Here is a 14805-nt window from a genome sequence, read left to right as displayed (position 1 = left end):
GCGCCTTATCCGGGCTACCAGTCCGCTCCGGTTTGTAGCCCCGGTAAGCGCAGCGCCACCGGGGAGAGGTTCCCGGATGGCGGCTTGCGCCTTATCCGGGCTACCGGTCCGCTCCGGTTTGTAGCCCCGGTAAACGCAGCGCCACCGGGGAGAGATTCCCGGATAGCGGCTTGCGCCTTATCCGGGCTACCAGTCCGCTCCGGTTTGTAGCCCCGGTAAGCGCAGCGCCACCGGGGAGAGGTTCCCGGATGGCGGCTTGCGCCTTATCCGGGCTACGGGTCCGCTCCGGTTTGTAGCCCCGGTAAACGCAGCGCCACCGGGGAGAGGTTCCCGGATAGCGGCAGGCGCCTTATCCGGGCTACCAGTCCGCTCCGGTTTGTAGCCCCGGTAAGCGCAGCGCCACCGGGGAGAGGTTACCGGATAGCGGCTGGCGCCTTATCCGGGCGACCGGTGACCCCATAGCCCGGCCGGGCGCCGCGCGAGCCGGGAATTTTCCCTGAGGAGGCTTTGATGAATGAAACGCTAGTATTACATCCTGCCAGCCGGTCGTCGGCAAAAGAGGGGGTCGTGGATGACGCCCTGGCGTCGCTGGAGGAGCTTGAACAACTGCATCCGGCGCTGAATCTGCTGGCGCATCCGCCGGTCGGCCGTGGCAGCCATGATTTCTTTGTCTGTTGTTATGATGCTGGTATTCAGCATGCGCAGACCGGGGAGGCTGAAACGGTAGCGGCGTTGCTTGATTCGCTGACGCATGAGCGGCAAAGGAGCGGCCTGCTTTGCGCCGCCGCCGGGCATCTGGATGCGCTGCGCCAGCCGCTGACGCATAATCGTTTATGCGATCTGGCCGGGCAGATGTGCGCCAGCGTGGCGCATGCTGATAGTGAATCACGCAGTGGTTTCTACAGCGTACGCAGTATCTCGCTGCCGGTGTATCGACGATTGTTGCGGGACAACCATTCGCACAGCGTTTGCTTACAACAGTCGCTGCTGCATTTGCTGGCCTGGAAGAGTGAATCGCCGTGGGCGCGGCAGCAGGCGCAACGGCTGCTGTGGCAGGGCGGGGTTCTCGGCGAGAGAGGGGAGTTCGCGTTACTGACGCTGGATGATGAACTGCGGGAGCGGCAGATCCGCTGGCCATCGTTGCGGTCGTTACTGGCGGTGACCGGGTTTCTGGCCAGATTCCCGGCCGGACCGCTGTTTGTTGATTAATCGCGCTCCGATAACGGAGCGCTAATCGTTAATTTGTCGCCGGATATTCCTGTACCGCCACGTGCAGGGTGATTTTCTTATCATCACGCATGATGACCACCGGGATTTCTGAACCCGGGCGAATTTCTGCGACCTGGTCCATGGTTTCCAGCGCCGAAACCGCTGGTTTATCGTTCACCGAGATGATCACATCATTGGCGCGGATCCCGGCCTGCGCCGCTGGGCCGTCAGGTGCGACGTCATTAACGACGATCCCCTGGATCTGATCCATGCCGCCGCTCTGCGCATGCATCGGCGCGATCTCGCGGCCGCTGATCCCGATGTAACCGCGGATCACCCGGCCGTCGCGGATCAGTTTATCCATGATTTTGGTCGCCAGCTGGAACGGGATGGCAAAGCCGATCCCTTCCGGCGTTTCGCCGTCATTGCTCTTATCAAACGACAGGGTGTTAATACCCATCAGTTCACCCAGCGAGTTAACCAGCGCGCCGCCGGAGTTACCGTGGTTGATAGAAGCATCGGTTTGCAGGAAATTCTGCCGCCCGGTAGGGTTCAGGCCGATACGGCCGGTCGCGCTGATGATGCCCTGGGTGATGGTTTGCCCAAGGTTATACGGGTTGCCTATCGCCAGTACCACATCGCCGATATGTGGAACGCGTTTCGGGTTAATCGGGATAACTGGCAGGCCGCCGCTGGCGTTTATTTTGAGCACCGCCAGGTCAGTCAGGGTATCGGAACCGACCAACAGGGCTTCAAATACCCGTCCATCCTGCAAGGCGATGATTATCTGATCGGCATCGTTGATGACGTGCTTGTTGGTGAGGATATATCCGCGTTGGTCCATGATAACGCCGGAGCCGAGCGTCAGCTGGTTATGGCTGGTGCTGTTCAGCGCGCGGTTATAGACGTTGACCACCGCCGGCGCGGCGCGTCTTACCGCAGCATTATAGCTGGCGGGCGATTCGTCAGCGGTATCGCTCGGCGTCGCCGACGAGAGCTGCCACTGGCGCAGCGAAGGCATCGCCGCCAGCAGGATGCCGCCGACGATTAAACCGATAAGGACTGAACGTAAAAGCTTTCCTGGCATGATGCGAATATCGTTAATTAATGGGCAGGCGCAGCATAGCATGACTTATCCGGACATCGCACGACGCGCGATGTCCGGATACAGCCGTTAGCGTAGCAGCAGATAAATGCTTTCGTTACCGCGCAGCACATTCAGCGCGATGACGGCCGGTTTGGTTTCCAGCACTTTACGTAGCTCGGCGATGGAACGCACACGCTGGCGGTTGAGGCCGATAATGAGATCGTCTTTATGCAGGCCAACCTGAGCCGCCGCGCTGCCTTTATCGACGTTATCGATGCTCACGCCCTTAGTGCCGTCTTTTAACTGACCATCGCTTAGCGCCGCTCCCTGCAGGGCCGGGATAATCAGCTCGGCGCTGGCGGTGGAGGAGGTGCTCTTATCCAGCGTGACCTCGACGTCCAACGGTTTGCCGTCGCGCAGTAGCCCCAGTTTTACTTTAGTGCCAGGGGCGGTAGTGGCGATACGCGAACGCAGCTCGGCGAAGCTGCTTAGCGGCTTGCCGTTCATGCTGACGATAACGTCTCCGGATTTAATTCCTGCTTTTGCGGAGCCTGAATTGGCCAGGACTTCGCTTACAAAGGCGCCGCGCTGAGCGTTGATATTCATCGCTTTGGCGATATCCGCGCTCATTTCCATGCCTTTAATGCCCAGCAGGCCGCGTTTGATTTCGCCGTATTGAATAAGCTGATCGGCGAGGGTCTTCGCCATGTTGCTCGGGATGGCGAAGCCGATACCGATGCTGCCGCCGCCCGGCGCCAGAATGGCGGTATTGATGCCGATAAGCTCGCCGTTGAGATTCAGCAACGCGCCGCCGGAGTTGCCGCGGTTAATTGAGGCATCGGTCTGAATAAAGTTTTCCAGCCCTTCGAGATTAAGGCCGCTACGACCCAGCGCGGAGATGATGCCGGAAGTAGCGGTTTGCCCGAGGCCGAAGGGGTTGCCGACGGCAACGGCGAAATCGCCGACGCGCAGCTTGTCGGAATCCGCGATGGCGATTTGCGTTAAATTGCTGGGTTTTAAAACCTGCAGCAGGGCTATATCGCTCTGTTCATCGCTGCCGACCAGTTTGGCATCGAACTCGCGGCCATCGTTCAACTGAATGCTGATTTTCTGCGCCTGGCTTATTACGTGGTTGTTGGTCAGCACATAGCCTTTGGCGGCGTCGATAATCACCCCTGAACCGAGGCCTTCAAACGGCTGCGCCTGCTCTTGCGGCGCGTTGTCGCCGAAGTATTTTTTCAGCTCTTCCGGCATATTCTGCACCGGCGAGGCGGTGCCTTCTACCTGCACGCTGACCACCGCAGGCAATACTTTTTCCAGCATCGGCGCGAGGCTCGGTAGCGCGCCCTGGCCAGGAACCTGGGTCGGCAGTGATGCCGCCGCCGGAGGCAGGACCGACAACGATAATCCAATGCTTAACGCTAACGCACTCAACAGCAAAGTCTGTTTCTTCATTAGATGCTGGCTCTCGTAACCTGAGGTGTATGGAAAAAACGTCCGAATGATTTGATGTTATTGAATTTTCGACCGGCTAACAATGCGGTCCGTGCTTAAATTGTAGCTGGGATGTGGGGGAAGACGGGCGCGGAAGGCGCGCCCGGTAAACATTTTTACGCAGACAGCGGGATCAGTCGCGTTTTACGCCACCGCGCAGCAGGCCGGATGCGCCTTCAGAATAATCGCGCGGCATCTGTACCGGCGCCTGATCGTTGCTGGCTTCGGACTCCGCGAGGCGATTGCGGAACGGATTGGCGTCCGCCATCGCGTCCGGCAGCAGACTGCTGGAGCTTTTTGCCATGTGCTGATACAGCTGACGGTAGTCATCCGCCATGTTGTCCAGCAGTTCTGCGCTGCGCGCAAAATGGCTGACCAGCTCTTCGCGATACTCTTCAAGCTCTGCTTTATTCTTTTCCAGTTCGAACTGCAGCGCTTGTTGCTGACGCAATTTGCGGTTACCAAAACGCATGGCGACGGCACCGATGATGATACCGACGACTAATCCAATTAGCGCGTATTCCCAGGTCATGAACATCTCCCGTTGTTTTGTGGTTCCGTAGGGTGGCTGTTAGGCTCTCCGCCTGCGCCCGATAGTGCCACTATAACCGCTAATTCCACAGAAGTGGAATCCTGGCGTATCATCGCGTAGTGTAGAACCGCCTTTTTTTCGTCAATCGTGGGCCACGGCGCCACGGTTTTCAAGGAATAACAATAAGATCATGCAAAGCCTGTCCCCAACATCGCGTTACCTTTTAGCTCTCAAAGAGGGCAGCCATCAACCAGACGACGTGCAACAAGAAGCGGTCAGCCGCCTCGATACCATCTATCGTGAACTGCAGGAAAAACCTGTAGCCGCAGCGCCTGCGGGCGGCGGGCTGCGGGCGAAATTCAGCAAGCTGCTTGGCAAACGCGAACCGGCGGCGGAAGCGACCGCCGTACGCGGCCTGTATATGTGGGGCGGCGTTGGGCGCGGCAAAACCTGGCTGATGGATATGTTTTATCAAAGCCTGCCGGGCGAGCGTAAACAGCGCCTGCATTTCCATCGCTTTATGCTGCGCGTACACGAAGAGTTAACTACCTTGCAGGGGCATAGCGACCCGCTAGAGATTGTTGCCGATCGCTTTAAAGCGCAAACCGATGTGTTGTGCTTCGACGAGTTTTTTGTCTCCGACATCACCGATGCCATGCTGCTCGGCGGCTTAATGAAAGCGCTGTTCTCGCGTGGGATCACGCTGGTTGCTACCTCGAACATCCCGCCGGACGAGCTCTACCGCAATGGTCTGCAACGCGCGCGTTTCCTGCCGGCGATAGACGCCATCAAGCAGCATTGCGACATTATGAACGTCGATGCGGGGATTGATTACCGCCTGCGCACATTAACCCAGGCGCATTTGTGGCTGTCGCCGCTCAATGGCGAGACCAGCCAGCAAATGGATAAACTCTGGCTGGCGCTGGCGGGAGCCAAGCGCGAGCAGATGCCGACGCTGGAAATTAACCACCGGCCGCTGCCGACGTTAGGCGTGGAAAACCAGACTTTGGCGGCGTCGTTCGACACGCTGTGCGTGGATGCGCGCAGCCAGCATGATTACATCGCGCTGTCACGCCTGTTCCACACCGTAATGTTGTTCGATGTGCCTGTGATGACGACGCATCTTGAGAGCGAAGCGCGGCGCTTTATCGCGCTGGTGGATGAATTCTACGAACGTCACGTAAAACTGGTGGTTAGCGCGGCGGTGCCGCTGTATGAGATCTATCAGGGTGAACGCTTGAAGTTTGAGTTCCAGCGCTGTTTATCGCGCCTGCAGGAAATGCAAAGCGAAGAGTATCTGAAACAACCGCACATGCCCTGAATCCAGCCTTCTTCTCACATTGAGAAAAACCTGCTGCAAATCACATAAAGGGGTCGATCTTTGGCCCCTACTTCTCTATAATCTTGCGACCCCACGTTACGAGAAGGTTTTTTTTCCCGAAATCTTCTATGTGCTGGCATAGGCTATTCGAAGGGGTAGGTTTGCCGGACTTTGTCGTGTGAACCTCAACTGACTAAACGTTTGGGTGTTCACCAACGTGTAACTTATTTATTTGGGTAAGCTTTTAATGAAAACTTTTACAGCTAAACCAGAAACCGTAAAACGCGACTGGTATGTTGTTGACGCGACCGGTAAAACTCTGGGCCGTCTGGCTACTGAACTGGCTCGTCGCCTGCGCGGTAAGCACAAAGCGGAATACACTCCGCACGTTGATACTGGTGATTACATCATCGTTCTGAACGCAGAAAAAGTTGCTGTAACCGGCAACAAGCGCGAAGACAAAATGTACTACCACCACACCGGCCACATCGGTGGTATCAAAGAAGCGACCTTTGAAGAGATGATTGCCCGCCGTCCTGAGCGTGTGATTGAAATCGCGGTTAAAGGCATGCTGCCAAAAGGCCCGCTGGGTCGTGCTATGTACCGTAAACTGAAAGTTTACGCTGGTAACGAGCACAACCACGCGGCACAGCAACCGCAAGTTCTTGACATCTAATCGGGATTATAGGCAATGGCTGAAAATCAATACTACGGCACTGGTCGCCGCAAAAGTTCCGCAGCTCGCGTTTTCATCAAACCGGGCAACGGCAAAATCGTAATCAACCAGCGTTCGCTGGAACAGTACTTCGGTCGTGAAACTGCCCGCATGGTAGTTCGTCAGCCGCTGGAACTGGTCGACATGGTTGAGAAACTGGATCTGTACATCACTGTTAAAGGTGGTGGTATCTCTGGTCAGGCTGGTGCGATCCGTCACGGTATCACCCGCGCTCTGATGGAGTACGACGAGTCCCTGCGTTCTGAACTGCGTAAAGCTGGCTTCGTTACTCGTGACGCTCGTCAGGTTGAACGTAAGAAAGTCGGTCTGCGTAAAGCACGTCGTCGTCCGCAGTTCTCCAAACGTTAATTGTTTTCTGCTCACGCAGAACAATTTGCGAAAAAACCCGCTTCGGCGGGTTTTTTTATGGATAAAACGGCTGTTATCCACAAAGAAATGGTCTGTTCTTACCACTTTTTCAGCATTTCCAGAATACCCTCACCACAACGTCCGCAAAATCTGGTAAACTATCATCCAATTTTCTGCCCAAATGCTGGTGGTTGTTCATTTTTTAGTTAATCAATGAACATATCGTCGCCGTGCGAATGGGGTTTATACATCTGGCTGGCCATGCGTGGTCGGCAGCAGTAAAAATTCTGAATATACCTGGAGGTTTTCATGGCTGTCGCTGCCAACAAACGTTCGGTAATGACGCTGTTTTCTGGTCCTACTGACATCTATAGCCATCAGGTCCGCATCGTGCTGGCCGAAAAAGGTGTCAGTTTTGAGATAGAGCACGTGGAGAAGGATAACCCGCCTCAGGATCTGATTGACCTCAACCCGAATCAAAGCGTCCCGACGCTGGTGGATCGTGAGCTCACTCTGTGGGAATCCCGCATCATTATGGAATACCTGGATGAGCGTTTCCCGCATCCGCCGCTAATGCCGGTTTACCCGGTGGCGCGTGGTGAAAGCCGTCTGTACATGCAACGTATCGAGAAAGACTGGTATTCGCTGATGAATACCATCCAGACCGGTACCGCGGCCCAGGCTGATGCCGCTCGTAAGCAGCTGCGTGAAGAACTGCAGGCGATTGCGCCGGTCTTTACTCAGAAGCCTTACTTCCTGAGCGACGAATTCAGCCTGGTCGATTGCTACCTGGCTCCGCTGCTGTGGCGTTTGCCGGTTCTCGGCGTAGAACTGGTGGGTGCTGGCGCGAAAGAGCTTAAGGGCTATATGACTCGCGTCTTCGAACGTGATTCTTTCCTCGCTTCTTTAACTGAAGCCGAGCGTGAAATGCGCCTCGGCCGGGGCTAAATAATGGATGTCTCACAGCTGACGCCGCGTCGCCCGTACCTGCTGCGGGCGTTCTATGAGTGGCTGCTGGATAACCAGCTGACTCCGCACCTGGTCGTCGATGTGACGCTGCCAGGCGTTCTCGTGCCGATGGAGTACGCTCGCGACGGCCAAATCGTTCTGAATATTGCGCCACGTGCGGTGGGCAATCTGGAACTGGCGAATGACGAAGTGCGCTTTAATGCTCGCTTCGGCGGCGTACCGCGCAACGTTTCCGTGCCGCTGGCTGCGGTACTCGCTATCTATGCCCGTGAGAACGGCGCAGGAACGATGTTTGAACCTGAAGCGGCCTATGACGAAGATGTCAGCAGCCTCAACGATGATGACGTCGTGTCTGAGAGCGAAAACGAAACGGTGATGTCGGTGATTGATGGCGATAAGCCGGATAATCACGATGACGATCCTGACGACACGCCGCCGCCGCCGCGCGGTGGTCGTCCGGCGCTGCGCGTTGTGAAGTAATGCCTGACAGGCCCTCCGGGGCCTGTTTTTTTTGCTCCTGCTTAACCACGATCAAGCATAAAAAAGCCCGATAGCGTTAACCATCGGGCTTTTCTGCGTTGAGACTCAGGGTCTAATCAGACTTCAAGATAGTTGAGGATCCCGTCCGCCGCTTTACGGCCTTCGGCAATCGCCGTTACCACCAGGTCTGAGCCGCGAACGATATCGCCGCCGGCAAAGATTTTCGGGTTGCTGGTCTGGAACGCGTTGTCGCTGCCTTCCGGGGCGATGATGCGGCCCTGAGAATCCAGCTCGACGCTATGTTTCGCCAGCCATTCCATGCTGTGTGGACGGAAACCAAACGCCATCACCACCGCGTCTGCCGGCACCACGTGCTCGGAACCGGCGACGATTTCCGCGCGACGGCGGCCTTTCGCATCCGGCTGGCCCATTTCGGTGCGCGCCATTTTCACGCCGCACACTTTGCCGTTGGCATTCACTTCCACGCCCAGCGGCTGGACGTTGAACTGGAATTCGACACCCTCTTCACGCGCGTTTTTCACTTCGCGTTTGGAACCCGGCATGTTTTCTTCGTCACGACGATAGGCGCAGATAACGTGCGCCGCCCCCTGACGAACCGAGGTCCGCACGCAGTCCATCGCGGTGTCGCCGCCGCCGAGAACCACCACGCGTTTGCCTTCCATACTGACGAACGGTTCGTGCGCCGTTTCGCCAAAGCCCATGATCTGTTTGGTGTTGGCGATAAGGAACGGCAGTGCGTCATACACGCCGTTGGCATCTTCGTTTTCCAGTCCGCCGCGCATGGACTGGTAGGTGCCCACGCCCAGAAATACGGCATCGTACTCTTTCAGCAGATCGTCGAGCTGGACGTCACGGCCCACTTCGGTATTGAGCCGGAACTCAATCCCCATGCCGGTGAAGATCTCACGGCGGCGGGTCATCACCTCTTTTTCCAGCTTAAACGCCGGGATGCCGAAGGTCAGCAGACCGCCGATTTCCGGATGACGATCGAAAACGATCGCCTTTACGCCGTTACGGGTCAGCACATCCGCGCAGGCCAGGCCTGCCGGACCGGCGCCGATAATGGCGACGGTTTTACCGGTTTGCTTCACGCCGGACAAGTCCGGACGCCAGCCCATCTCAAACGCCTTATCATTGATATAGCGCTCAATGTTGCCGATGGTTACCGCGCCGAACTCATCGTTCAGGGTACAGGAACCTTCGCACAGGCGGTCCTGCGGGCAGACACGTCCGCAGACTTCCGGCAGGGTGTTGGTCTGATGCGACAGTTCGGCCGCTTCAAAAATACGCCCCTCGTTGGCCAGTTTCAGCCAGTTAGGGATGTAGTTGTGCACCGGACATTTCCATTCGCAGTACGGGTTGCCGCAGGAGAGGCAGCGATCTGCCTGCGCCTTGGCCTGGCCTTCTGAAAACGGCTCGTAAATTTCTACAAATTCAATTTTACGGATCTTCAGCGGTTTCTTTGGCGGATCAACGCGCTGCAGGTCGATAAATTGGTATACGTTCTGACTCATCTTAACCCCTTACTGCGCCTGCACCCGCAGCTCAGCTGCGGAACGACTACGGTGACCCAACAGTGCTTTAACATCGCTGGACTTCGGTTTAACCAGCGCAAACTTCGCTGCGAAGGCCGGCCAGTTGGCGAGGATCTCTTCGCCGCGCTGCGAACCGGTAAGCTGGACGTGTTCGGTAATTAAGCCACGCAGGTGCTCCTCATGGATAGCCAGCGTGTCCACGTCCAGAACTTCCACCAGTTCGGGGTTAACGCGTTTACGGAAGTCGCCATCTTCATCCAGGACGTAAGCAAAGCCGCCGGTCATACCTGCGCCGAAGTTCACGCCGGTTTTCCCCAGGATACAGACGATGCCGCCGGTCATGTATTCACAGCCGTTGTCGCCGATGCCTTCCACCACGGTGATGGCGCCGGAGTTACGTACCGCAAAGCGTTCGCCCGCGCGTCCTGCCGCGTACAGACGACCGCCGGTCGCGCCATACAGACAGGTGTTGCCAATGATGCTTGCTTCATGGCTACGGAAGGCGGAGCCGACCGGAGGACGAATCGACAGCAGACCGCCCGCCATGCCTTTACCCACGTAGTCGTTGGCGTCGCCGGTCAGGTGCAGCTCAACGCCGCCGGCGTTCCAGACGCCGAAGCTCTGGCCCGCGGTACCGCTAAAGTGGGCGGTGATCGGGTCGGCGGCCAGCCCCTGGTCGCCGTGAGTCTGGGCGATATAACCGGACAGCGACGCCCCAACGGAACGGTCGGTGTTGCGAATATCGAACCAGAACGTTTTGCTCTGTTTGTTATCCACATACGGCTTCGCCTGCTGCAGCAGCTGCGCGTTGAGCACGCCGTTATCGAACGGCGGGTTGCTCTCGGTGCAGTACAGCGCCTTGCCTGGCAGCGGCTCAGCGGTTTCCAGCAGTTTACCGAGCTCCAGTTTCTGCTGTTTCGCCGTAAAGCCTTCCAGTTCTTTCAGCAGGTCGGTGCGGCCGATCAGGTCCACCAGACGCTTCACGCCCAGCTGCGCCATCAGCTCGCGGGTTTCGCGGGCGATGAATTCAAAGTAGTTGGTCACTTTGAATGGCAGGCCGTGGTAGTGGTTCTTACGCAGTTTGTCATCCTGGGTCGCCACGCCGGTGGCGCAGTTGTTCAGGTGACAGATACGCAGGTATTTACAGCCCAGCGCGACCATCGGGCCGGTGCCGAAGCCGAAGCTTTCCGCGCCAAGGATCGCCGCTTTGATGATATCGAGGCCGGTTTTCAGGCCGCCGTCTACCTGCAGGCGAATTTTATGACGCAGGCCGTTGGCGACCAGCGCCTGCTGGGTTTCCACCAGGCCAAGTTCCCACGGACAGCCGGCATATTTCACCGATGAAAGCGGGCTCGCCCCGGTACCGCCATCGTAGCCGGCGATAGTGATTAGGTCTGCGTAGGCTTTCGCCACGCCGGTGGCGATGGTGCCGACACCCGGCTCGGAAACCAGTTTGACGGAAATCATCGCCTTCGGATTGACCTGCTTGAGGTCGAAAATCAGCTGCGCCAGATCCTCGATAGAGTAAATATCGTGGTGCGGCGGCGGGGAGATCAGCGTCACGCCAGGTACCGAATAACGCAGTTTGGCGATATAAGGCGTCACTTTGTCACCCGGCAACTGTCCGCCTTCACCGGGTTTCGCGCCCTGGGCGACTTTAATCTGGATTACGTCGGCATTCACCAGGTAGGCTGGGGTAACGCCGAACCGACCTGAAGCCACCTGCTTAATACGCGAGACTTTGTTGGTGCCGTAGCGCGCAGGGTCTTCGCCGCCTTCACCGGAGTTGGAGAAGCCGCCGATGCTGTTCATCGCTTCCGCCAGCGATTCATGCGCTTCCGGGCTCAGCGCGCCGATCGACATGGCCGCGGTATCGAAGCGTTTAAACAGCTCTTTCGCTGATTCCACTTCATTGATGCTTATGGCTTCATCGCCTGGGTTGAGCGCCAGCAGATCGCGCAGCGTGGCTGCCGGGCGTTCGTTAACCAACTTCGCGTATTCCTGATAATCACGGTATTCACCGCTCTGAACCGCCTGCTGCAGGGTGCGAACGACGTCCGGGTTGTAGGCGTGATATTCGCCGCCGTGGACATATTTCAGCAAACCGCCCTGAGCCAGCGGTTTACGCGCCAGCCATGCGCGTTTCGACAGATTCAGCAGGTCCTGCTGGAAGTCGTCGAAACCGGCGCCGCCAATGCGGCTCACTACGCCCTGGAAGCAGAGGTCGGCCACGTCGCGATGCAGACCGACCGCTTCGAACAGCTTCGAGCAGCGGTAGGAGGCGATGGTCGAGATCCCCATCTTCGACATGATTTTGTACAGGCCTTTGTTGATGCCGTTACGGTAGTTCAGCATCACCGTACGGTATTCTTTATCGATAGCTTTGCTATCCACCAGCTTCGCCAGGGTTTCATAGGCAAGATATGGATAGATAGCCGTCGCGCCAAAGCCCAGCAGCACCGCAAAGTGGTGCGGATCGCGGGCGCTGGCGGTTTCGACGATGATGTTAGCGTCGCAGCGCAGGCTCTTATCGACGAGGCGCGTCTGGATGGCGCCAACGGCCATCGGCGCCGGTACCGGCAGACGGTCTTTCGCGATGTTGCGGTCGGACAGCACCAGCAGTACGGTGCCGTTACGTACCATCTGTTCCGCTTTATCGCACAGCGCTTTTACCGTCTCGGCCAGCGTGGTTTCGTTGGCATCAAAGGTAATATCCAGGGTGTCGGCGCGATAATGCTCCTCTTCCATGGTGGTCAGCTGTTTAAAGTCGGAGTACAGCAGGATCGGCGATTTGAAGCTCAGGCGGTGCGCCTGGCCTTCCGCTTCGCAGAAGACGTTCATTTCACGGCCGATACTGGTAGCCAGCGACATCACGTGCGCTTCACGCAGCGGATCGATCGGCGGGTTTGTCACCTGGGCGAACTGCTGGCGGAAATAATCATAAATGATACGCGGCTGGCTGGAGAGCACGGCGAATGGGGTATCATCGCCCATCGAACCGACCGCTTCCTGGCCGTTTTCCCCAAGGACGCGCAGGACGGAGTCCAGCTCTTCAGCGCTGTAGTTAAACTGTTTCTGGTAGCTGGCGAGCGTGTCATCATCCAACTGACGGCTGCCGACTTCTTCTTCCGGCAGGTCTTCGAACGGCACCAGACGGCGGACGTTTTTCTCCATCCACTCTTTGTACGGATGGCGGCTTTTCAGATCGTTATCGGTTTCCGCCGAGTGCAGAATGCGCCCGCTGCGGGTATCGATGACCATCAGCTCGCCAGGCCCAACGCGGCCTTTTTCCATCACTTCATCCGGCTGATAGTCCCAGATACCGACTTCAGACGCGCAGGTGATGAGTTTGTCTTTGGTGATGACGTAGCGCGCCGGACGCAGACCGTTACGGTCGAGGTTACAGGCGGCGTAGCGACCGTCGGACATGACGATGCCCGCCGGGCCGTCCCACGGCTCCATATGCATGGAGTTAAAATCGAAGAACGCGCGCAATTCCGGATCCATGTCCGGGTTATTCTGCCAGGCTGGCGGTACCAGCAGGCGCATCGCGCGGACGATATCCATCCCGCCTGCCAGCAGCAGTTCCAGCATATTATCCATCGAGCTTGAATCAGAGCCGGTTTCGTTGACGAACGGCGCGGCGTCATGCAGATCGGGGATCAGCGGGGTCTGGAATTTATAGGTACGGGCGCGGGCCCACTGGCGGTTACCGGTGATGGTATTGATTTCACCATTGTGCGCCAGATAGCGGAAAGGCTGCGCCAGCGGCCAGCGCGGCACGGTATTGGTGGAGAAGCGCTGGTGGAACAGGCAGATGGCGGATTCCAGACGCAGGTCCGCGAGGTCCAGGTAGAAGCGCGGCAAATCCGCCGGCATACATAGACCTTTATAGATATTAACCAGGTTCGACAGGCTACAAACGTAGAAATCTTTGTCTTCCTGCAGGCGCTTTTCAATGCGGCGGCGCGCGATGAACAGACGGCGTTCCATATCGCGCGGACGCCAGCCTGCCGGCGCGTTAACAAAAATTTGTTCAATACGAGGCAGCGAGGAGAGGGCGATTTCACCGAGCACGCCTTCATTGGTTGGCACATCGCGCCAGCCAACGATAGACAATGTTTCGCGTTGCAGCTCTTCTTCAACGATACGGCGCGCAGCGCTTGCCAGCTCGGGGTCTTTATTCAGGAACAGCATCCCGACGGCGTAGTTTTTGGCTAAGCGCCAGCCGCGCTCTTCCGCCACAATCCGGAAGAAACGATCGGGTTTTTGTAACAGCAGGCCGCAACCGTCGCCGGTTTTTCCATCGGCAAGGATCGCGCCGCGGTGCTGCATTCGGGCCAGTGCGTGTATAGCGGTGCGCACTACCTTGTGGCTAGGTTCGCCTTCTATGTGGGCGATCAGGCCGAAACCACAGTTATCCCGCTCAAGGGATTTGTCGTACAACATATCAGTGAACCTCCCCAGGCTCTACGGGACGCCCCCTTAATCGATTGCGCGCAAGGCACAGCAAGAGCATGGCGACGGGGTAAGGGCATCTTTGCCTACCTCGCATTCGCCCTCTTTAAATCCTTTTCGCATCGGTACACAAGTTTGAGGACTTGCTATTAAGAGGGAATCTCAATTACTGCATAAATATGATGAGCAGAGCGCTCATCCAGAAAGCTTCCAGCGGATTCCCAACTTAGCGAGAATCCACACTTACGTCAAATGGCAATCTTATTTATACAAAAGTGTGCTAAGAGGTGTTTAATTTTTTGATTTTAAAAAGAATTGTTGTTTTTTTAAAGGCATATAAACTCTCAGGGATGCGTAATCTAGTGTGATCTGTCTCACTATATCCGCAGCCTAAGATTACCTTTCTGTGCTGAATTGTATTTTTATGGCGGAATATTTGACTGCTGGTTATCTTAATGGCAGGAAATAAAACTGTTTTTTGCTGCGACAAAGATAATTGAAACTCAGCATTGAAGTATAAGTAAATGTTATTACCGCGAGTGTGAATGAAACCGCGTTTATTTTGATTTAATATGCAATGAGGTAAGCGGCCGCGCTGACGATTGATCCAGGTCA

At 56.8% G+C, this 14805-nt stretch carries 11 protein-coding genes; 6 read left to right on the top strand and 5 right to left on the bottom strand.

Features of this window, described 5'->3' with window-relative positions:
• The first annotated feature begins 510 nt into the window (after positions 1-510).
• Positions 511-1209, top strand: coding sequence for a membrane protein associated with oxaloacetate decarboxylase (locus ABLU80_RS18960; protein WP_047076750.1), 699 nt, complete (start codon positions 511-513; stop codon positions 1207-1209).
• A 28-nt stretch (positions 1210-1237) separates the two neighbouring features.
• Here the strand turns inward: ABLU80_RS18960 and degS are convergent, their stop codons facing one another.
• From degS to zapG, 3 genes are all read right to left on the bottom strand, one after another.
• On the bottom strand, positions 1238-2296 hold the full coding sequence (gene degS, locus ABLU80_RS18955) for an outer membrane-stress sensor serine endopeptidase DegS (protein ID WP_015703614.1): 1059 nt from the start codon (positions 2294-2296) through the stop codon (positions 1238-1240).
• A gap of 87 nt (positions 2297-2383) precedes the next feature.
• Positions 2384-3751: a serine endoprotease DegQ gene (gene degQ / locus ABLU80_RS18950; protein WP_015369479.1), complete on the bottom strand. Its 1368-nt coding sequence runs from the start codon at positions 3749-3751 to the stop codon at positions 2384-2386.
• A gap of 172 nt (positions 3752-3923) precedes the next feature.
• Positions 3924-4322 (bottom strand): Z-ring associated protein ZapG, encoded by a 399-nt coding sequence (zapG, locus tag ABLU80_RS18945; protein WP_045378005.1) that lies wholly within the window; start codon positions 4320-4322, stop codon positions 3924-3926.
• Positions 4323-4512: 190 nt separating this feature from the next.
• On the opposite strand from zapG, the gene zapE reads away from it, so the two are divergent.
• From zapE to sspB, 5 genes are all read left to right on the top strand, one after another.
• Entirely contained in the window at positions 4513-5643 is a 1131-nt protein-coding gene (gene zapE, locus ABLU80_RS18940) for a cell division protein ZapE (RefSeq protein WP_015703612.1), read from the top strand.
• Positions 5644-5890: 247 nt separating this feature from the next.
• On the top strand, positions 5891-6319 hold the full coding sequence (rplM, locus tag ABLU80_RS18935; protein ID WP_002918559.1) for a 50S ribosomal protein L13: 429 nt from the start codon (positions 5891-5893) through the stop codon (positions 6317-6319).
• Positions 6320-6334: 15 nt separating this feature from the next.
• Positions 6335-6727, top strand: a complete 393-nt coding sequence (rpsI, locus tag ABLU80_RS18930; protein ID WP_000829818.1) for a 30S ribosomal protein S9 — start codon at positions 6335-6337, stop codon at positions 6725-6727.
• Positions 6728-7036: 309 nt separating this feature from the next.
• The gene (sspA, locus tag ABLU80_RS18925) at positions 7037-7675 is read left to right on the top strand and encodes a stringent starvation protein SspA (protein ID WP_015369483.1); all 639 of its coding nucleotides are present in this window, start codon (positions 7037-7039) and stop codon (positions 7673-7675) included.
• Between the two features lie 3 nt (positions 7676-7678).
• The gene (sspB, locus tag ABLU80_RS18920; RefSeq protein ID WP_015369484.1) at positions 7679-8176 is read left to right on the top strand and encodes a ClpXP protease specificity-enhancing factor; all 498 of its coding nucleotides are present in this window, start codon (positions 7679-7681) and stop codon (positions 8174-8176) included.
• Between the two features lie 116 nt (positions 8177-8292).
• Here sspB and gltD read toward each other — a convergent pair whose 3' ends face one another.
• A complete protein-coding gene (gene gltD / locus ABLU80_RS18915) occupies positions 8293-9711 on the bottom strand; it encodes a glutamate synthase subunit GltD (RefSeq protein ID WP_015369485.1) in 1419 nt (472 codons plus the stop codon).
• A 9-nt stretch (positions 9712-9720) separates the two neighbouring features.
• Positions 9721-14181, bottom strand: coding sequence for a glutamate synthase large subunit (gene gltB, locus ABLU80_RS18910; RefSeq protein WP_015703611.1), 4461 nt, complete (start codon positions 14179-14181; stop codon positions 9721-9723).
• Positions 14182-14805 lie beyond the last annotated feature (624 nt).

Origin of the sequence: Klebsiella sp. CN_Kp104, from assembly GCF_040064515.1 — a bacterium.
In the GTDB taxonomy this organism is placed as follows: domain Bacteria; phylum Pseudomonadota; class Gammaproteobacteria; order Enterobacterales; family Enterobacteriaceae; genus Klebsiella; species Klebsiella aerogenes.
This window is presented reverse-complemented; position numbering and strand designations above follow the sequence as displayed.